The sequence below is a fragment of the Flagellimonas sp. genome, from assembly GCF_965601775.1.
Lineage (GTDB): Bacteria > Bacteroidota > Bacteroidia > Flavobacteriales > Flavobacteriaceae > Flagellimonas.
In genome coordinates this window covers 3,610,491-3,631,212 of sequence record NZ_OZ271837.1, presented here as the reverse complement: position 1 = coordinate 3,631,212, position 20,722 = coordinate 3,610,491, and the positions used below count along the sequence as shown (strand labels likewise).

The 20,722-nt window shown below is 39.8% G+C and carries 15 protein-coding genes; 12 read left to right on the top strand and 3 right to left on the bottom strand.

The features are described 5' to 3' along the window. Positions 1 to 26: 26 nt before the first annotated feature. Entirely contained in the window at positions 27 to 368 is a 342-nt protein-coding gene (locus ACSLUF_RS16735; RefSeq protein ID WP_435623808.1) for a hypothetical protein, read from the bottom strand. A gap of 178 nt (positions 369 to 546) precedes the next feature. On the opposite strand from ACSLUF_RS16735, the gene ileS reads away from it, so the two are divergent. The 4 genes from ileS to ACSLUF_RS16715 all read left to right on the top strand — a co-directional run bounded on the left by ileS (position 547) and on the right by ACSLUF_RS16715 (position 5,645). After that, positions 547 to 3,948 (top strand): isoleucine--tRNA ligase, encoded by a 3,402-nt coding sequence (gene ileS / locus ACSLUF_RS16730; protein ID WP_435623807.1) that lies wholly within the window; start codon positions 547 to 549, stop codon positions 3,946 to 3,948. Between the two features lie 3 nt (positions 3,949 to 3,951). Beyond that, a complete protein-coding gene (locus ACSLUF_RS16725; RefSeq protein ID WP_435623806.1) occupies positions 3,952 to 4,335 on the top strand; it encodes a TraR/DksA family transcriptional regulator in 384 nt (127 codons plus the stop codon). A gap of 161 nt (positions 4,336 to 4,496) precedes the next feature. Then, positions 4,497 to 4,970, top strand: coding sequence for a hypothetical protein (locus ACSLUF_RS16720; RefSeq protein ID WP_435623805.1), 474 nt, complete (start codon positions 4,497 to 4,499; stop codon positions 4,968 to 4,970). 42 nt (positions 4,971 to 5,012) lie between these two features. After that, positions 5,013 to 5,645 carry a lipoprotein signal peptidase gene (locus tag ACSLUF_RS16715; RefSeq protein WP_435623804.1) on the top strand — a complete coding sequence of 211 codons (633 nt, stop codon included), beginning with the start codon at positions 5,013 to 5,015 and terminating at the stop codon, positions 5,643 to 5,645. On the opposite strand, the gene ACSLUF_RS16710 is transcribed toward ACSLUF_RS16715, so the two are convergent. After that, complete coding sequence (locus tag ACSLUF_RS16710) at positions 5,642 to 6,205, bottom strand: 5-formyltetrahydrofolate cyclo-ligase (protein ID WP_435623803.1); 564 nt, start codon at positions 6,203 to 6,205, stop codon at positions 5,642 to 5,644. The genes ACSLUF_RS16715 and ACSLUF_RS16710 overlap by 4 nt on opposite strands. 463 nt (positions 6,206 to 6,668) lie before the next feature. On the opposite strand from ACSLUF_RS16710, the gene uvrC reads away from it, so the two are divergent. From uvrC to ACSLUF_RS16670, 8 genes are all read left to right on the top strand, one after another. Further along, a complete protein-coding gene (uvrC, locus tag ACSLUF_RS16705; RefSeq protein WP_435623802.1) occupies positions 6,669 to 8,456 on the top strand; it encodes an excinuclease ABC subunit UvrC in 1,788 nt (595 codons plus the stop codon). A 9-nt stretch (positions 8,457 to 8,465) separates the two neighbouring features. Next, positions 8,466 to 10,733 carry a patatin-like phospholipase family protein gene (locus ACSLUF_RS16700; RefSeq protein WP_435623801.1) on the top strand — a complete coding sequence of 756 codons (2,268 nt, stop codon included), beginning with the start codon at positions 8,466 to 8,468 and terminating at the stop codon, positions 10,731 to 10,733. A gap of 306 nt (positions 10,734 to 11,039) precedes the next feature. Further along, positions 11,040 to 11,825, top strand: coding sequence for a DUF3108 domain-containing protein (locus ACSLUF_RS16695; RefSeq protein ID WP_435623800.1), 786 nt, complete (start codon positions 11,040 to 11,042; stop codon positions 11,823 to 11,825). 10 nt (positions 11,826 to 11,835) lie between these two features. After that, positions 11,836 to 12,804 (top strand): tryptophan 2,3-dioxygenase family protein, encoded by a 969-nt coding sequence (locus ACSLUF_RS16690; RefSeq protein ID WP_435623799.1) that lies wholly within the window; start codon positions 11,836 to 11,838, stop codon positions 12,802 to 12,804. A gap of 1 nt (position 12,805) precedes the next feature. After that, positions 12,806 to 14,116, top strand: coding sequence for a peptidoglycan DD-metalloendopeptidase family protein (locus ACSLUF_RS16685; protein WP_435623798.1), 1,311 nt, complete (start codon positions 12,806 to 12,808; stop codon positions 14,114 to 14,116). Continuing rightward, positions 14,082 to 15,719: a glucose-6-phosphate isomerase gene (pgi, locus tag ACSLUF_RS16680; protein ID WP_435623797.1), complete on the top strand. Its 1,638-nt coding sequence runs from the start codon at positions 14,082 to 14,084 to the stop codon at positions 15,717 to 15,719. The genes ACSLUF_RS16685 and pgi overlap by 35 nt, the downstream gene beginning before the upstream one ends. Before the next feature lie 164 nt (positions 15,720 to 15,883). Continuing rightward, complete coding sequence (locus ACSLUF_RS16675; RefSeq protein WP_435623796.1) at positions 15,884 to 19,093, top strand: TonB-dependent receptor; 3,210 nt, start codon at positions 15,884 to 15,886, stop codon at positions 19,091 to 19,093. A 91-nt stretch (positions 19,094 to 19,184) separates the two neighbouring features. Further along, positions 19,185 to 19,622, top strand: a complete 438-nt coding sequence (locus tag ACSLUF_RS16670; protein WP_435623795.1) for a hypothetical protein — start codon at positions 19,185 to 19,187, stop codon at positions 19,620 to 19,622. A gap of 21 nt (positions 19,623 to 19,643) precedes the next feature. On the opposite strand, the gene ACSLUF_RS16665 is transcribed toward ACSLUF_RS16670, so the two are convergent. Further along, the gene (locus ACSLUF_RS16665; protein WP_435623794.1) at positions 19,644 to 20,678 is read right to left on the bottom strand and encodes an endonuclease/exonuclease/phosphatase family protein; all 1,035 of its coding nucleotides are present in this window, start codon (positions 20,676 to 20,678) and stop codon (positions 19,644 to 19,646) included. Positions 20,679 to 20,722: the final 44 nt, after the last annotated feature.

Here is a 20,722-nt window from a genome sequence, read left to right as displayed (position 1 = left end):
TAGACAAATTCTGATGTATTGATTACCTAGTTATCCAACTTTTCTTTGGCCTTGTCCGTGGCCTTTTTCAAATCTTCGGCGGTTTCCTCAGCAGCATCTTTTAGGTCTTTGCCCATTTCTTCCACTTTTTCCATAGTTTCTTCGCCTACTTTCTGCAGACTATCCAAAGCCTGTTCCGTTTCCTCTCCAGCTTTTTTAAGTGCATCGGATGCGTCGTCAGCAGCTTTTTTTAAATCATCCCCTGCTTCTTCAATAGTTTTTGAAGCTTCTTCCGAGGCTTCTTTGGCTTTGTCAGCAGCTTCCTTACAGGAAACAGCGGTTCCCATCGAAATAAAAACAGCTAGAGCAATAAAAATTACTTTTCTCATGATAAAATGGTTTAGTGTTAGGGTCTGAAAATAGTAAAATTGACCGATTTTCCAGTTTGCTTAGGTATTACGTTTACATTAAGTCAATTACAAAGCCTTCTAAGGCGATTTCACTACCGAGAATTCAGCTTAAATTTTTAATTTTGCGAACTTGGAATTTGAGAAGAAAAAGGAACCGATGAAGTTCGCGGAATACAAAGGATTGGACTTGCCAAAAGTAGCTGATGGGGTATTGGACTTTTGGAAGGACCAAAAAATATTTGAGAAAAGTGTTTCCACTAGGGAAGGCAAGGAAAGCTATGTCTTTTTTGAAGGTCCTCCCTCTGCCAATGGCATGCCTGGAATTCACCATGTAATGGCGCGGACCATTAAAGATATTTTCCCGAGGTATAAAACCATGAAGGGTTTCCAAGTAAAGCGTAAGGCTGGTTGGGACACCCATGGTCTTCCAGTGGAATTGGGAGTGGAGAAAGAATTGGGGATTACAAAGGAAGACATTGGCAAAAAGATTTCCATAGAAGAATACAATGAGGCCTGTAGAAAAGCCGTCATGCGCTATACCGATGTTTGGAATGAAATGACGGAGAAGGTTGGGTACTGGGTGGATATGGATGACCCCTATATCACCTATAAGTCCAAGTATATGGAGTCTGTATGGTGGTTGTTGAAACAGATTTATGACAAAGGTCTTATATATAAAGGATACACCATTCAACCCTACTCGCCAAAGGCTGGTACTGGATTGAGCTCTCATGAGTTGAATCAACCTGGCACCTATCAGGATGTTACTGATACGACAGTTACGGCTCAATTCAAAGCCAAAAAAGAGTCGCTACCTGATTTTTTAAAGGAGATTGAAGGGAATATCTACTTCTTGGCATGGACGACCACACCTTGGACCTTGCCCTCGAATACGGCTTTAACTGTTGGTCCTAAAATTGAGTATGTATTGGTAAAGAGTTTTAACCAATACACTTTTGAGCCTACACAGGTGGTTTTGGCTAAATCACTAGTGGGGAAACAATTTTCTGGGAAGTTTTTCGCAGCTGAGACAGATGATGATTTTGATTCCTATAAAGCGGGGGACAAAAAGATACCCTATCAAATTGTACAGAGCTTTTCTGGAAAAGACTTGGTAGGGATTCAATATGAGCAACTGATAGATTATGTCCTTCCCTATGAAAATCCTGAAAATGCATTTCGAGTAATTTCTGGAGATTTTGTGACCACGGAAGATGGTACAGGTATCGTGCATACCGCACCTACTTTCGGTGCTGATGATGCTTTTGTGGCGAAACAGGCGGAACCAGAGGTGCCACCTATGTTGGTTTTGGATGAAAACAACAATCCAGTTCCCTTGGTGGATTTGCAAGGGCGATTTCGTCCCGAGCTCAAAGAGTTTGGCGGCAAATATGTAAAAAACGAATACTACGATGATGGCAAAGCTCCCGACAAGTCGGTGGATGTGGAAATTGCCATCAAGCTAAAGGAAGAGAACAAGGCATTTAAGGTAGAAAAATACCTGCACAGCTATCCCAACTGTTGGCGCACGGATAAACCCATACTATACTATCCGTTGGATTCATGGTTCATTAAAGTAACCGACGTTAAGGATAGAATGTTTGAATTAAACCAGACCATCAATTGGAAGCCCAAAGCGACTGGGGAAGGTCGTTTTGGCAATTGGTTGGCCAACGCCAATGATTGGAATCTTTCCCGTTCGAGATATTGGGGCATTCCATTACCTATTTGGAGAACCGAAGATGGTAAGGAAGAAATAATTGTAGGTTCCATTGAGCAGCTTAAGACGGAAATGTCCAAAGCTGTTGAAGCAGGCTTTATGGATAAAGACATCTTTGCTGATTTTGTGGTGGGCGACATGAGCGAGTCCAATTATGACCTGGTTGATTTGCATAAGAATATAGTGGACCAGATCACATTGGTATCCCCATCCGGGAAACCCATGAAACGGGAATCTGATTTGATTGATGTTTGGTTTGATAGCGGCTCCATGCCCTACGCACAATGGCATTATCCTTTTGAAAATAGGGAACTGATAGATGATGGGGTTGCCTTTCCTGCGGACTTTATAGCCGAGGGAGTTGACCAAACTCGTGGATGGTTCTACACTTTGCATGCGATTGCCACCATGGTATTCGATTCCGTTTCATACAAAAATGTAGTCTCCAACGGTTTGGTTTTGGATAAAGACGGAAAGAAAATGTCCAAACGTCTGGGCAATGCTATTGACCCCTTTGAAACCTTACCTGAGCATGGTGCTGATGCAACAAGATGGTATATGATTTCCAATGCAAATCCTTGGGATAACCTGAAGTTTGATTTGGATGGTGTAGTGGAGGTAAAAAGAAAGTTCTTTGGGACCCTATATAATACCTATTCATTTTTTGCGCTCTATGCCAATATTGACGAATTTGATTTTAGTGAGGATCAAATTGCATTAAATGAAAGACCAGAAATCGACCAATGGATTTTGTCAGAGCTACACTCCTTGATTCAAAAAGTGGATGAAGCCTACAATGATTACGAAGCGACCAAGGCAGCACGGATGATTTCGGATTTTGTCCAGGAAAACCTGAGCAATTGGTATGTGCGTTTAAGTAGAAGGCGTTTTTGGAAAGGGGATTACCAGCAAGATAAAATTTCCGCCTATCAAACCCTGTATACCTGTTTGGTCTCGGTTGCTAAGCTTTCTGCACCTATTGCTCCATTTTATATGGACCAATTGTACAAGGATTTGAATAATGCTACGGGAATAGAAGACTTTGAAAGCGTGCACTTGGCTGATTTTCCAACTTTTGATACAGGCATGGTGAACAAGGCTTTGGAAGGAAAGATGCAAATGGCTCAAAAGGTGTCCTCTTTGGTTTTGTCGATACGTCAGAAGGAGAAAATCAAAGTAAGGCAGCCCCTCCAAAGAATTATGGTACCTGTATTGGATGCCTCCCAAAAGGTAGAAATAGAAGCAGTTTCCGACTTAATTAAATCTGAAGTAAATGTTAAAGAGATTGAGTTATTGGATGATGCTTCCGATATTCTAGTCAAAAAAATAAAGCCCAACTTCAAAGTTCTTGGACCAAAGTTCGGTAAGGATATGAAGGCTGTAGCAGCAGCAGTGGGAAAGCTAAATCAAGAGGGTATCCAAAAAATGGAGCGCGAAGGCGAATTAATGCTGCAAATAGAAAATAAAAGTATTACTTTACAGTTAACCGATGTAGAGATCACTTCCCAAGACATTGAAGGATGGTTGGTGGCAAGTTCTGGAGCCCTTACAGTCGCTTTGGATATAACCATTGATGATGCTTTGAGAAAAGAAGGAATTGCTAGGGAATTGGTCAATAGAATCCAAAACCTGAGAAAGGAATCTGGATTCGAGGTTACTGATAAAATTGATATCAAAATATTAAAAGACGGGTTTGTTGAAAATGCAGTTTCCAGCAATGAGGATTACATCAAAGCAGAAACACTCACAGCAGAGCTGAATTTTGAAGAACAATTGGAAGAAGGCATAGCAATAGCCTTTGATGAAGTAAATACAAAATTATTTATCCAAAAACACTAGAACATGGCACAAGATTTAAAAGTTAGATATTCGGATAAAGACCTAGAAGAATTCAGGACACTTATTGAAGAGAAAATAGAAAAAGCCAATAAGCATTTGGAGCTTTTAAAAAGTTCCTATATGAACGATGGCAATAATGGAACGGACGATACTTCTCCAACCTTCAAGGCTTTTGAGGAAGGCTCTGAAACCATGAGCAAAGAAGCCAACACGCAATTGGCCATTCGTCAGGAAAAATTTATCAGGGATTTGAAGAACGCCTTACTTCGAATAGAAAACAAAACCTATGGTATCTGTCGTGTGACAGGGAAACTGATAAACAAGGAACGTTTGAAATTAGTTCCCCATGCTACATTGAGCATTGAAGCGAAAAACATGCAAAAGTAACTGGAAACCACTTGCGTTTTTGTATGAGGGGGATTTGGGTGTATGTTATTGTTTTATGTGCTTGTTCGGCAAAAGGTCAAAAAGTCCTCAAGAAGACTATCTTGGACTCCCATATTTCTTCAATAATCATTGATGCGCAGCATTGCTATCAAATTAACTTGATGACAAGTTCATCTGATGAACTGCAAGTAGACGCCAGTATTGAAGGAGAGTATTCCAAGGATTTAGTGGTTAATTTGGAAACGGAAGGAAAGTCCATTCACGTGAGTACGGGATTCCATCCTAATTTCATATTGCCCAACGATAAGTTGAGTGCGCATAAGTACATTTCCATAGCGTTGGACATAAAGATTCCGCAATACAAAGAGGTGGCTGTTTTCGGTACTAACTCGCATGTTCATGCCAGAGGAGAATATCAAAGCCTTACCATAAAACTTTCCGATGGGGATTGCAAGATAGAAGAAGTAAGTGAAACGGTCGATGTAACCACACAAAAAGGAGATATCTGGCTTACGGCAACCTCAGGTTTGGTGAAGGCAAGCAGTGATTATGGGAAGGTATATCAAAGCGCTTTGCCCATGGGGGATAGGCACTATATGCTGAACAGCAAAGAAGGCAATATCTACGTGAACTAAACGAAATAATATCCATACTTTTGCACACTCTTTAAGGCCAAGATGAATTTAAAAAAATCGCTCATCATCATTTTTCTGATCCTATTGGTAGATCAGATTAGCAAGATTTATATAAAGACCCATTTCATATTGGGTGAGTCGATAGATGTTTTTGACTGGTTCAAGATTCATTTTATTGAAAATGATGGGGCAGCATGGGGTAAGAAGTTAAGTGATTTTTTACCGATTTCAGATTCAGTAGGGAAGTTGATATTAACCATTTTTAGGCTATTTGCGATTGTTGGAATTGGCTATTGGTTATGGGATATCATAAAAAAAGGCTCGCCGAAAACTCTAGTTCTGGCAGTTTCTCTCATATTCGCTGGAGCTTTGGGAAACATTATTGACTCTGTCTTTTATGGAATATTGTTTGATCATAGTAATGGCCAAGTCGCAACTATGTTTTCAAACGAACCCTACGGAAACCTGTTTTATGGTAAAGTGGTAGACATGTTGCATTTTCCAATGATTGACACCACATGGCCGGATTGGGTACCTTCCTTAGGAGGAAAAAGCTTTCGTTTTTTTGAGCCGGTTTTTAATATTGCAGATACCGCAATAAGCACTGGAGTAGGTATTTTGATAGTCTTCAACAAAAAGGCATTTCCAAAGCCAGAAAAGACCGAAGAGGTCTAAAATGCAAATATTTTTTCTGGAGTCACGCAGTAGTTTAGCTTGACATCGTTTTCATGTACATCCGTTATGGGTTCTGATTCTGCCTCGAAAAAGGAGAGTCCAATTTTAATCACATCGGGTCTACATTTGGATAGAAAAGAATCGTAAAACCCTTGTCCATAACCTACACGGTTTCCAAGCGTATCATAGGCTAAAAGAGGAATAAACACCACATCAATCTGTTGTTCTGGTACTTCGATTCCTTCCACCGGTTCGGGAATGGACCATTTATTTGGCTTTAATCGGGTTCTATCGGTAAGCAAATAATGTTTCATCGTATTTGGCCCTGATACTTTTGGGACAACGACATCTTTATCTTTCCCTTGCAATAGTGTAATTAAGGGAAGTGTATCAACCTCTTTAGTTTTGGATATGCTCAGAAAAGTATGGAAACAAAAAAAATCCCAAATAGGGATTTCTAGAAGTTGATTCGCTAAGTTTATACTTTTAGTTTGAATTTCCTCTACACTTAGATTCGTTCTTTTGGACTTGTAATTCTTTCTTAGCTCATGTTTCAACATAAAATGTTGAGCAGTTTTGGGGTGCGTCGGAAAGCTTCCTTTCTATTGTTCTTTTGTAGAAACAGAAAAAAAGATTTTGAAAAAAAGCATCAAAATAAGATACATTCCCAACACGATAATATAATTCTCCATATTTCTTGTTGTTTACTTGGTTAAATGTAGGTAAATAAAACGGAAACTTTACCATGAAATGCACTTTTTATCGATGAACAACACCTTTTTTAGTAACAGTTTAACAATTTTGAGAAGATTTTAAACAATTTTTCGCTTTTGTTTACGGATAAATTCCTGTTGGCTAAACCATTAAACCAGAATAAGTTCATTTGGAAAAGTTAAACAAGTACGAACTTACCATTGGGTGGCTGATTTTCACAATCAATCCATTGGGGATATTTGTCAATTTTAACTCTCATCCCATTTAATTACATTTAACTTTGTTTAAGACCTTTTCGCCAATTTATTCATGTCCAAAACTGCTATTGAAGTTCAAATAAGCACTTTACCCGATAACCCTGGAGTGTATCAATTTTTTGACTCGGAGGACAAAATTTTGTACGTAGGAAAGGCAAAAAACCTAAAGAAAAGGGTATCGTCTTACTTTACCAAAAAACAGGAATACGGTAAGACTAGGGTTATGGTCAAAAAAATAGTATCCATTCGACATATTGTGGTCGGGACCGAATCTGATGCTCTTCTTCTGGAAAACAATTTGATAAAGGAGTATCAGCCGAGGTATAATGTGTTGCTTAAGGATGATAAATCATACCCTTGGATATGCATAAAGAATGAACTTTTCCCAAGGATTTTCATGACCCGAAATATCATAAAGGATGGGTCCGAATACTTTGGTCCATACACTAGTGTAAAAACAGTAAAAACACTTCTTGATTTAATTAAAAGTGTACAACCCCTTCGTACCTGCAAGCATCAATTAACCAAGGAAAAGATTGCGGCTGGTAAATTTAAATTTTCCTTGGAATATCATCTTGGTTTTTGCCAAGGTGCATGTCAGGGCTTACTTACAGAGGAAGAGTATCAGGAGAGGATTGAAAAAGTAAGGGAAATTATCAAAGGCAATTTCAAAGCGCCGTTGCAGGAATTTAGGCAACAAATGAAGGTGCTAGCTACTGAAATGGAATTTGAAAAAGCCCAAGAAATCAAGGATAAAATCGAAATCCTTGAGAGTTATCAGGCGAAATCCACCGTTGTAAATCCAAAAATCAACAATGTGGATGCCTTTACCATTATTTCAGATAGCACGCACGGATATGTGAACTTCTTGCAACTTTCCCATGGCTCCATAACAAGGTCGCATACTATGGAAATAAAGAAAAAATTGGACGAGACTGACGAGGAGCTATTACAGTTGGCCATTGTCGAATTAAGAAGGCGCTTCGAGTCCGAGTCTCGAGAAATTTACCTTCCATTTCCTGTAGCCGTCGAACAGGATTTAAAAGTGACGGTTCCAAAGCTTGGAGATAAAAAGCGCATTTTGGAGCTTTCAGAACGAAATGCCCGCTTCTTTAGACAAGACCGATTTAAACAGATTAGAATTACGGACCCCGATAGGCATACCAAACGTATCATGGAGCAGATGAAGGTCGATTTAAGACTTTCAGAGGAACCCGTGCATATTGAGTGTTTTGATAATTCCAACATTCAGGGGAGCAATCCCGTAGCGGCATGTGTGGTCTTTAGAAATGGAAAACCCTCAAAGAAGGACTACAGGCATTTTAATATTAAGACAGTTGAGGGCCCAGATGATTTTGCAAGTATGGAGGAAGTCGTTTACAGGCGCTACAAAAGACTACTTGAGGAAGATGAAGGCCTGCCACAACTCATAGTTATAGATGGAGGGAAAGGGCAACTATCTTCCGCTTTAAAAAGCTTGGAAGCGTTGGAGCTCAGGGGTAAAATTGCCATTATTGGAATTGCAAAACGTTTGGAGGAAATTTATTTTCCAGATGACCCTATACCATTGTATCTGGACAAAAAATCCGAATCTCTTAAAATAATTCAACAACTCAGGAATGAGGCGCATAGATTTGGAATCACCCATCATCGAAACAAAAGGAGCAAGGAGGCTATAAATTCTGAGCTGGAAAGTATTGAGGGTGTAGGCAAGAAAACCGCGGAACAGCTTCTAAAAGACTTTAAATCTGTTAAGCGAATCAAAGAAGCAACGGTGGAGAGCTTGGCGGAAACTGTGGGCATGGCAAAGGCAAAAAAAATTTATGAAACCTTTCACTAGGCAAACGCAATGAAGAAACAAATCGCCTTTTTTCTGTTGATATTATTCTCATTGTCAGGGTTTGCCCAGAGGGACAGTATACCCAACGATTTAAAAGTGGGATTGGTTCTGAGCGGAGGTGGAGCAAAGGGTCTAGCCCATATTGGGGCACTCAAAATCATTGAAGAGGCGGGTATTAAGATAGATTATATTGGTGGAACCAGTATGGGTGCCATTGTTGGCGCTTTGTATGCTTCAGGATATTCGGCAAGTGAGTTGGATTCCATTTTTACAACCACAGATTTTCCAGGACTAATTCAAGACAATGTACCTCGTGGAGCTAAAACATTTTATGAAAAGGATGATTCTGAACGCTATGCCTTGAGTTTACCCTTTGACAATTTCAACGTGTCTTTCCCGGAGGCCATTTCAGGCGGACAGAACATTTACAATGAGTTTGTAAAATTGCTTTTTCATGTCAAGGATGTTACCGATTTCAAAAAACTACCGATACCTTTCCTATGCATGGCAACCAATGTTGAAACGGGAGAAAGTGTTTTATTGGATAGTGGGTATCTCCCCGAAGCCATAATGGCCAGCGGCACATTTCCTTCCTTGTTCGAACCATCCGAGGTCAACGGAGAGATATTGATTGACGGCGGTGTTGTAAATAACTACCCGATTGATGAGGTAAAAAAGATGGGAGCCAATTTTATCATAGGTGTTGACGTACAGCACGACTTGGCCGACCGAGAAGCTTTGAATTCGGCGACGGAAATTCTACTTCAAATCAATAACTATAGGACGGTGAATGATATGAAGGAGAAGTCTAGACAGACGGATATTTATATTAGACCTGATATAGACGATTTTTCCGTTATCGATTTTGAAAGAGGAGAAGAAATTATAGAAAGTGGAGAAACTGGAGCTCTTAGGAAATTCGAATTATTGGGAAAAGTTTCCGAGAAGCAAAACCCGATACTTTCAAGTAAGAGTAAGATTCCGGTTATGGATAGTCTTACCATTAATAGATTGATTATTCGCGGAAACGATCGGTATACCCGAGGCTATATAAAAGGAAAGCTGAGGTTCAACTTGGCGGAAAAAATACCATTTGACAAATTAAAACAAGGCATCAATAATTTATCAGCTACTGGGAATTTTAAGGCCATTCGGTACGAATTGGTCTCTAATGGTTTGGGAACTGATTTAATCCTAAAACTAAGGGAAAAGGAAACAAAAATGTTTATCAAAATGGCGGCGCATTATGATGACCTCTATAAGAGTGCTGCCTTGATCAATCTCACCCGAAAAAATTTCTTGCTCAAGGACGATGTGGCCTCTTTTGATTTTATTCTAGGAGATCATATTCGGTATAACCTGGAATATTATCTGGATAAAGGATTTTATTGGAGTTTCGGAGTCAATTCAAGCTTTACGGATTTTGATGAAGAAATTGATTTTGGACTGATACGGTCCAATTTTGATGTGGTTGATGACCCAAACATTCGGGAAATCACCTTGGATGTTACCGATTTGACCAATCAGGTTTATCTCCAAACGGTTCTTAGGGAAGAATTTGCCCTAACCTTAGGGGTAGAGCATAAATTGTTGCGATATAGCACAAATACACTAAACGATTTGATAGTACAAGAAGGTACAGAGGACTTCGTGCCAACATCTTCCAACAGAACTTTTTTTGAGGACTCCAATTATTTCAGCACATATGGTTCCATTACTTTAGACACGTATGACGACAAGTATTTTCCAACCAAAGGTTTGTTTTTTGACAGTGATTTTCATCTTTACCTTTTCTCATCAGATTTCAACGATAATTTCAGGGAATTTTCCATTGGGCAGGCACAACTAGGTGTGGCTTTTCCCATAGCGCCCAAACTACATCTGAATTTGGAGACTTCGGGGGGATTTAAGTTGGGCACCTCTAGTGTGACTTCCTTTGATTTTGTCTTGGGAGGGTATGGAAACGACTTTGTAAATAATTTCATTCCGTTTTTTGGGTACGACTTTCTAAGTCTTCCAGGCAATAGTTATGTAAAAGCTTTTGGTAGACTTGATTTTGAATTCGCTTCAAAAAACCATTTCATGTTTACCGCCAATTTCGCTAATGTAGATGATGATTTGTTTAGAACGGGGGAGTGGTTTTCAGAGCCCAGTTTTTCCGGCTACGGCATTGGCTACGGATTAGAATCTTTCTTAGGTCCGGTTCAGGTGTTTTATTCATTTACGCCCGAGTCCAATGAAAACCATATTTTTTTTAGCGTAGGTTATTGGTTCTAAATACACTTGAACCTAGTAGAACATAAGGATTTCATAAATTTTTTTGTGGATAGTTAAAGTCCGTTAAAAACTTATTTTCCTACAAGAGCTTGATGTATCTTTACAAAACATAAGGGGTGGTTCCCTTATAACTTTAAGTATTGGTTTTTCATAATTTAAAGTTTGGTTGGTTATTTAGGAAAAGCCCAGTTGCTAAACTGGGCTTTTTTTATGGATATAATATTTTGGAATAGCTTTTGTTTAAGTAATAGTAACCTAACCATCTTGAAACATGAATTTACTAATTTTACACCTATAACTTAGGCTATGAAGAAAATATACATCCTACTTTGTATTCTTTTCACGCTTCCCATGGTTGCGCAAAAAACATATCCCGCCTTCAAATCAGGAGAGTGGCTCAAGTTTCGTATTCACTACGGATTCCTAAATGCCAGCTATGCCACCTTGCAGCTAAGCACGGATACTATTGATAGTATACCGGTGTATCACGTGGTAGGCAGAGGTAAAACAACAGGCTTTGCCAGTATCTTCTTTAAAGTGGATGATACCTATGAAAGCTATTTTGGACGGCATGACGGCAAACCCTATCGATTTATCAGAAAAATAAATGAAGGAGGCTATACTAAGGACATTGAAATAGATTTTGATTACGGAGCGGAAAACGCCGTTTTAAAAGATAATAAGAATGGCAAGGAATTTAATATTCCTGTAAACGATGATATTCAAGACCTCTTATCTGCATCATACCATTTAAGGAATAAATATAAACTTGATGAGTTCAAGAAAGGAGAATCTATTGATTTGGATATGCTGTTTGATGATGATGGGGTTTTCAGGTTTAAGTTGAAATTTTTAGGAAAAGAAGTTATCCGCACCAAATTTGGAAAAGTAGAATGTCTTAAATTTAGACCTTTGGTTCAGTCGGGGAGGGTTTTTAAGGAAAAAGAAAGCCTTACCCTTTGGGTATCCAACGATTTGAACAAAATACCTGTCCGTATAAAGGCAGATTTGGCAGTGGGGTCTTTAAAAGCAGATTTAGATGGTTACAATGGGCTTCGCAACCAGTTTAAAATAATAATGAAGAAGCGATAGAACATACTGCATGAACCAGGACGACATCATTAAGTCCCAAATAAACAAACTTGAAGAAAAATACAAAGATTCAGGTCAGGACCTTAGCTCCTATCTGGACGGGCTGCTATATCAAAGATATCTTACCTACTGGGATTATATACATTTAGATACCCTACTGAGTCTTCAGGTACCCAGAACCCATTTTCCGGATGAAGAAATTTTCATCATGTATCATCAGATAACGGAATTATATTTTAAGCTGATTTTGCATGAGCAAAAACAGATAGTGGAAGATAAATCCCAAGACTTGTCCTTTTTGTTGGAAAGGGTACGGAGGATAAATAGCTACTACAAGGCGTTGATATCATCCTTCAGTATTATGATCAAGGGCATGGAGCGCGAGCAATTTCTGCGATACAGAATGGCATTATTGCCTGCAAGTGGATTTCAATCTGCCCAATACAGAATGATTGAGATTTATGCCACGCCATTGGAGAATTTGGTCCATTCCGATGAAAGGGAAGTTTTCTCCTCAAAAAATTCCATAGAAGAGCTCTTTGAACATATATATTGGAAAAAAGGAGCAACCGACATCAATACAGGTGAAAAGACCTTGACTTTAAAGCAGTTTGAATTTAGATACACCCCAAGATTACTTCGTATCTCAAATCAAGTAAAAAACAACACCATCTATCACAAGTATTTGCAGCTCCCGGAAGCATCCAAGAACAATGAAGAGCTTATAAATGCGTTAAAGAAATTGGATGTAAATGCCAATGTAAATTGGCCCTTAATGCACATGGGGTCGGCATACCGGTATTTGGCAAGGGAAAAAGCAGAGGTAGATGCTACTGGAGGCACCAATTGGAAGGCGTATTTGCCTCCAAGTTTTCAGAGAATAATATTTTTCCCAAATTTGCACTCAGAAGAAGAAAAGGAAAATTGGGGAAAGCAGTGGGTGGACCACATTTTTAATCCGGAAAACAATACAATTTAACATGGGGAAATATTGGGGCATCGTCATTTTGATACTGGTATTCGTTGGATGTAAGGAGACCAAGAAAGTTGAACCCATCGAGATAGCTCAAATTCCAGTAGAGGCGCCCAAGAAAAAAGTGTATGGTTTTTACCTTGATGAATTCAAGGTAGTGTATGATACCGTTCGTAGGGGAGACAGTTTTGGAAAACTGATGCTTGCAAACCATGTGGACTATCCTAAAATAGTAACCATATCTGAAGAGTATAAAGATAGCTTTGATGTAAAGCGAATTAAAGTAGGCCGTCCTTACACGATTCTCAAATCCCTGGATACTTTAGAGAAAGCAGAAGTATTTATTTATGAGAACGATAAAATCAATTACACTGTGGTTGATTTAAGGGATTCGGCCGTGGCCTACAAGAGCAAGAAAAAGGTAAAATATGTGCCTAGAGAAGTGTCTGGGGAAATTAAGAGTTCGCTTTCCCAAACATTGGATAGCCTTGGTGTGGATTACCTCGTCACCATAAATCTTTCCGAAATTTATGCTTGGACCATAGACTTTTTCAAATTGGAAAAGGGAGATAAGTTCAAGATTCTGTTTAAAGAGAGATATATCAACGATAGTATTTATGCAGGGGTAGAACCTATTGAAGCAGCACTTTTTGAACATAAGGGAAAGCAGGTTTATGCCTTTCCTTATGTAACAGATTCTCTAAAACAAATCCAGGATTATTTTGATGATGAAGGAAATAATCTAAGAAGCACTTTCCTTAGGGCGCCAATTAAATTTGGATACCGCCTTTCCTCAAGGTACAATCTCAAAAGGAGGATAGCCTATTATGGATACAAAGTGAGACCTCACAAAGGAACGGATTATGCCGCTCCCATAGGAACGCCCATTATTGCCACAGCGGATGGAACGGTAACGGAATCTACCAGACGAGGAGGTAATGGCAAGTACGTTAAGATCAGACACAATGGCACTTACAGCACCCAGTACCTACATATGAGGAAGCAGGCCGTAAAAAGAGGAGAGTTCGTACGGCAAGGTGATGTAATAGGATGGGTAGGAATGACAGGTAATACTGGGGGCCCCCATGTTTGCTATCGCTTTTGGAAGAATGGAAGACAGGTTGACCCGTTACGCGAAAAATTACCTGCGGCAGAACCTATAGCAGACTCTTTACGTGTTGGTTATCTGGAGCACATTACACCTATAAAACAGCAACTGGATTGCATAGAGTTTGAAAAACCTAAGCAAGAAGAAGAAACACTGATAACCTATAACTCACAAGATGGCGCTCTCCAAAATCAACCCCACAACAACTGAATCCTGGAAAAAACTCCAGACCCATTTCGACCAAATACGCCCCCAACACTTAAAAACACTTTTTAAAGAAAATCCCAATAGAGCTTCCCAGTTTTCTATCCATTTTGAGGATTTTTTTGTTGACTATTCCAAGAACCGGATAACCCAGAAAACGCTCGATTTGTTATTGGATTTGGCTGAGGAAGTCAAACTTAAAGAAGCAATAACCAAGTATTTCAAAGGTGAAAATATCAATGAAACTGAGGGCAGGGCTGTTTTGCATACTGCACTTAGAGCCAAAAGCGGTGATTCTGTTGAAGTAAATGGAAAGAACATTGTTCCTGAGGTGTACGAGGTAAGGAATAAGATAAAAACTTTCACAGAGCGCATAATTTCCGGTAGCGCCAAGGGATATTCCGGTAAATCTTTTACCGATGTTGTGAATATTGGTATTGGAGGTTCAGATTTGGGTCCCGTCATGGTGACAGAAGCCTTAAAGTTCTACAAGAACCATCTGAATGTGCATTTTGTGAGCAATATAGATGGTGATCACGTATATGAAACCCTAAAGGGACTTAATCCAGAAACCACTCTTTTTGTCATTGTTTCAAAATCATTTACTACCCAAGAAACTTTAAGCAATGCCCTTACGATTAAAAAATGGTTTCTAAAGCATGCTTCAGAAAGTGACGTTGCTAAGCATTTTGTTGCGGTTTCCACCAATTTGCAAAAAATTGACGAGTTTGGAATAAGTTCTGAAAATGTATTCCCTATGTGGGATTGGGTGGGTGGACGTTTTTCTTTATGGAGTGCAGTGGGTCTTTCGATAGCCCTTTCAATCGGGTATCAAAACTTCGAGGACCTCTTGGATGGTGCCCAAACCATGGACAATCATTTTAAAACAGCACCATTCACAAAAAATCTCCCCGTTGTTCTTGGTTTGCTCACGGTTTGGTACAATAACTTTTTTGGAGCTGAAACGGAAGCCATAATACCTTACTCCCAATACCTTCATAGGTTTTCGGCCTATTTGCAACAAGGAATAATGGAAAGTAATGGGAAAAGCAGGGATAGGGCAGGAAACTCTATTTCCCACGAAACGGGTACCATTATTTGGGGAGAACCCGGAACTAATTCGCAACACGCTTTCTTCCAGTTAATACACCAGGGAACCAAGCTCATCCCAACGGACTTCATAGGCTTTAAGGAATCACTTCATGGAGATTTGGACCACCACAACAAATTAATGGCCAACTTTTTTGCCCAGACGGAAGCCCTTATGAACGGAAAGGATGAAGCAGAGGTTACATCCGAATTGAAACAACAGGGACTCTCACCCGAACAAATGGAATCTATCGTTCCATTTAAGGTATTCGATGGAAATAGACCAACGACTACTTTACTAATAAAGAAGCTTACTCCAAAGAATTTAGGAGCCTTAATTGCATTGTACGAACATCGAATATTTGTGCAAGGTGTAATTTGGAACATTTTCAGTTACGACCAATGGGGTGTGGAATTGGGGAAACAACTCGCTAAAAATATACTTGCCGACCTTGAAAATTCCCAAATTGGTAGTCACGATAGTTCCACAATGCAACTTCTTCAGTTTTTTAAAGGTTAAATTAAGAATCCTTTAAGATTATCAATTCTTAACTCATTGATTATCAGTTAACTTAATGTTAATTAAACGTTAAGAAGCCTTTTTTTATTTAACATTCCCTTAATAAAGGAATGTTAAAAATGCCACACTTTTGCAGGGCTATTTGATCAATTTAATACTGTAAAATGAAAAAATTCTACTTGGCCATCGTTGCTGTATTGTTTTCAGCTACGGCCTTTGCACAAGGGGTTACAACTTCCTCTCTTGGAGGTAAGGTAACCGACAATACTGGAGAACCTCTTCCTGGCGCCAGTATTGTTGCAGTCCACACACCATCAGGAACAACGTATGGTGCTGCTACGGATTTTGACGGTTTCTATCGAATCTCAGGTATGAGAACCGGGGGACCCTACAAAGTCACGATTTCTTACATTGGATTTAACGATGATGTTAGAGACAATGTCTATCTAAACTTAGGACAATCCGAAAGGATCAGTTCTCAAATGCAAGAGTCTGCCACGGCTTTGGATGAAGTTGTGATTACGGCCACTTCTACAGGAGTTTTTGACCCTAGTAAGACCGGAGCAGAAACCAATGTTTCAAGAGAGCAAGTAAATACTTTACCTTCCGTTTCCCGGAATATTGCTGATTTTGCAAGATTAACACCTCAAGCTAGGGTAACAGGAGACGACGTAATTTCCATTAGTGGTCAGAACAATAGATTCAATGCCATCTATATTGATGGTGCCGTGAACAATGATGCTTTTGGACTTGCCGGAAACGGTACCAATGGGGGTCAAACAGGAGTAAGCCCAATCTCATTGGATGCGATTGAGTCTTTCCAAATCAATGTAGCTCCTTTTGATGTACGTCAATCAGGATTCGCCGGAGGTTCCATCAATGCCATCACAAAATCGGGTACCAACCAATTTCAAGGGTCCGCTTATGCACTGTTTAGAAACGAGAACTTCTCTGGAAAAACCCCAGAAGGTCTGGTAGGTGACAGCGGCGAGAGAGAAAAATTGGACGAGTTTACTGCAAACACTTATGGCGTCAGGATTGGTGGGCCAATCGTAAAGGACAAGGTTTTCTTCTTCGTTAACTATGAAAGGCAAGAAGTGGAGACCCCGCAACCTTTTGATATTTCCACCTATCGAGGAGATGCTACCCAGGCCGACCTTGATGGTCTTTCTAACTTCTTGATTACCAATTTTGGATACAATCCAGGAACTTTTGCCAATAGCATTGAGTCTTTGGAAAGTGACAAGTTGATAGCCAAGTTGGACTGGAACATTGATGAGAAAAACAAATTGTCCTTAAGACACAGTTATGTGAAAGCAGTACAATTCAACGCTGCTGGCTCCAACACGGGAACAATCAATTTCTTGAACAGATCTATCAATTTCGAGTCGGTAACCAATTCCACCTCACTTGAATTGAACTCTCAGATAGGCAGTAATATGTCCAACAACTTTATCTTGGGTTACACAAGAGTTCGTGACGACAGAGACCCATTTGGAGATCCTTTCCCTTCAGTACAAATTTTTGATGCTGCTGGAACTTCTATCTTCTTTGGTTCTGAACCTTTTTCAACAGCTAATGTGTTGGACCAAGATATTATAACGATTACAAACAACTTTAATATTTACTCTGGTCGTCATACCATTACTTTAGGTACGAACAACGAATTCACTTCTGTAAGAAACGTATTCTTCCGTCAAAACTTTGGAGATTACAGATTTAGTAGTCTTGATGATTTCTTGAATGGGGAATTGGCCAATAGATATCGTCATGGGTATTCACTTATTGGAGGTTTTGGCGATGAATCCGAAGGGGCAGCTGAGTTTGATTTGTTCCAACTTGGATTTTATGTACAAGACGAGGTAGATGTTACCGACAACCTTAAAGTTTCCGTAGGGGTTCGTATTGATGTTCCTTACTGGGAAGATGGAAGGGTAAATGATGACTTTAACAACAGAACTATTCCGTTATTGGAAGCAGCTGGTAAGGATTTACAAGGAGCTAGGGTAGGTCAAGGTATTGACCCAAGCATACACCTTTCTCCAAGAGTTGGCTTCAACTGGGATGTCAATGGAGACCGAACTACACAAATTAGAGGTGGTTTGGGAATCTTTACTTCTAGAGTACCTTTGGTTTGGCCTGGTGGTCAGTACACTAACAATGGGGTTTCCACTGGTTTTATTCAAAGAACGACTAGTGATGGCCCAGTTCCAGCATTCAACCCTGACCCATTTACGCAGCTTCAAGATCCCCCTCAAGGTTCCGGTGCGGTAGGAGGTCAGATTGACTTGTTTGCTAAAAACTTCCAGCTTCCACAGGTTTTCAAAACCAATATTGCTGTGGACCAAAGACTTCCATGGGATTTGGTATTCTCTGCTGACTTCGTCTGGAACGATAATGTAAATACGGTTTTCTACGAAAACATCAACCTTCCTGAACCTGGATTTTTGACAACAGGAGCAGGATCCAGACCGAACTATGGATTTGGAAGAATCGACCCTACCTATGATGCAGTTTACTTAGGTACCAATACTAGCGAAGGAAGCTCATATAATATAGTGGGAACTTTGAGTAGAAATTTCTATGGGTCCAAAATTGATGCAGCAGCTTCAGTTTCGTATTCCTACGGTGATTCTGATGGTATTTTTGATGGAACTTCTTCTCAGAACAGTTCTCAATGGAGAAACTTGGAGACGGTTAATGGTTCCAACAGACCTGATTTGTCTACTTCGGACTTTGCGCCAGGCCATAGAATTATCGCCAACTCTACCGTTACTTTCAAGTGGAACGACAATCTAAAGACAAGATTGGGATTGTTCTATGAAGGTGCTGAGGGTACTCCGTTTAGCTACGTATATAATGGTAGTGGTCTTTTGTCTGATACTGGTAGTTTCTCAGCCTTGATTTACGTTCCTGCGAATGAAGCAGAGGCACAATTGATTGATTCCGATGACTTGACCGCTGCCCAACAGTGGCAAGCGTTGAATGCTGTTATCGAAGGTGATGAGTACCTAAGAAGTAGAAGAGGTCAATTTGTTGAAAGAAATGCGGATAGGACAGATTGGACGCACATCGTTGACTTGAAATTTGCTCAAGAATTTGGAATCAAGTTTGGTGAGAACGTGCATAAGCTTGAGTTGACTGCGGATATCTTTAACTTCACCAACTTGTTGAACAGCGAGTGGGGGGTAAGAACTTTTACAAACTTCAACCAAGTACAGTTGTTGAACTTTGAAGGCTTTGCAGCTGACGGAACTACGCCAGAGTTTACTTTTGACCCTGGTGTAGAGGAAACTACAAATATTATTGATGATGCCGGATTGGTATCTTCAAGATGGCAAATGCAGTTGGGAATCCGATACAGCTTTAACTAAGCGATCAATAGATAGTTAATTTCGAGAACCCTGCCTTTTGGCAGGGTTTTTTTATTCCCAAAATCATTATTTTTAGGCAAACTAATTGACCATGGAAATTCTTCAAAACCTACACTCCTATTTTGCATACATCGTACTGGCCGTTCTTGTGCTCGCCGTCTTTAATGCGCTTGGCGGATGGCTGGGAAAACGTGATTTCACTATGCACAAAGACCTTCGCGTTAGTCTGTTTGCTTTGATTCTTAGCCATATCCAATTGGTAGTAGGCCTTATTCTGTTTTTTGTTTCGGCAAATGGGCTTAAGGCCATTCAGACTTTGGGCATGGGAGGGTTAAACGCCCCTGCACGTCTTTTGGCTTTGGAACATCCCTTTACCAATATAATCGCCATTGCCTTGATCACCATCGGATGGTCGCGCCACAAACGTCTTATGGAAAGCACCAAAAAATTCAAGAGCATAGCCATATTTTATGGGCTAGGGCTTCTGCTTATCCTGTCCCGTATTCCTTGGGGGCAGTGGTTTGGGTAAAACCACTTTGCGGGTTTTGGGCTACTGATTCTCTTTGATGAGATACAGATAAACCGGAAAATGATCACTGTACCCACCTTGATAGGTAGTTCCAGCATATGTTCTGAAAGGATATCCAATGTATTTCCCGTGTGACGTTCTAAGATAGCTAGGAGCGTAAATGCTTGCTTGCCATAGAAAATAACCTTGGGTTTTCTTTGTGAGATTGGAGGTCATAAAGAATTGGTCAAACAAGTTCCATTTATCTCGGTATGCCAGTGAACCTATCCCCTGTTTGTGTAGCTTTTCCATAGGATTGAACAAGTCCATACTATCGAGATTTCTGCGCTTCCCCTTCGTCTTCAACACCTTTTTAAAACTGTTATTTTTAGGGTCATCATTAAAATCTCCCATACTTATGATTTTGGCATTGATTTCCAAGTTTTGAATGGAATCGATAATCCGTTTGTTCAATTGGGCAGCTTTGATTCGGTTGGGTCTGCTCCTTTGTTCCCCTCCCCTTCTGGAAGGCCAATGATTGACCAAAAAATAAAATGGCTCATCATCCAATATACCTCCTACCAAGAGTTGATCACGAGTATAGTTTCGTTTTTCGAATTCGTCCACCAAAATAAGACGATGGCTCACAAATGATGTTGGTTGAAAGGAGTGTTTTTTATAAAGCAGAGCAACATCAATTCCGCGTTCATCAGGAGAAGGAAAATGAATGATACCATAATCATGAACCAACAAATTTGGATGTTCGATGAGGTCAACGAGAACATCCCTATTTTCAATTTCACAAAGTCCAATGATATCTGGTGGGGATTGGGTGCGTTCATGCCCGATTTCGGCCAGTACTTTTGAAATATGTTCTATTTTCCTATCATATCTTATGTTGTTCCATTTGTAACTACCTTGAGGGGTACGCTCGTCATCAAATACCAAGGTGTCATTTACGGTGTCGAACAAATTCTCAACATTATAAAAAGCGATACATTTTATTTTGTATTCTTTGGGGTTTTGGCAGAAAGCGAAAATAGGTAGTACAAGGAAAAGTAGATTTCTAAACAACATAATTTTGGATTTGGGATTTTGCAAATAAACAAAATTGTTTATTT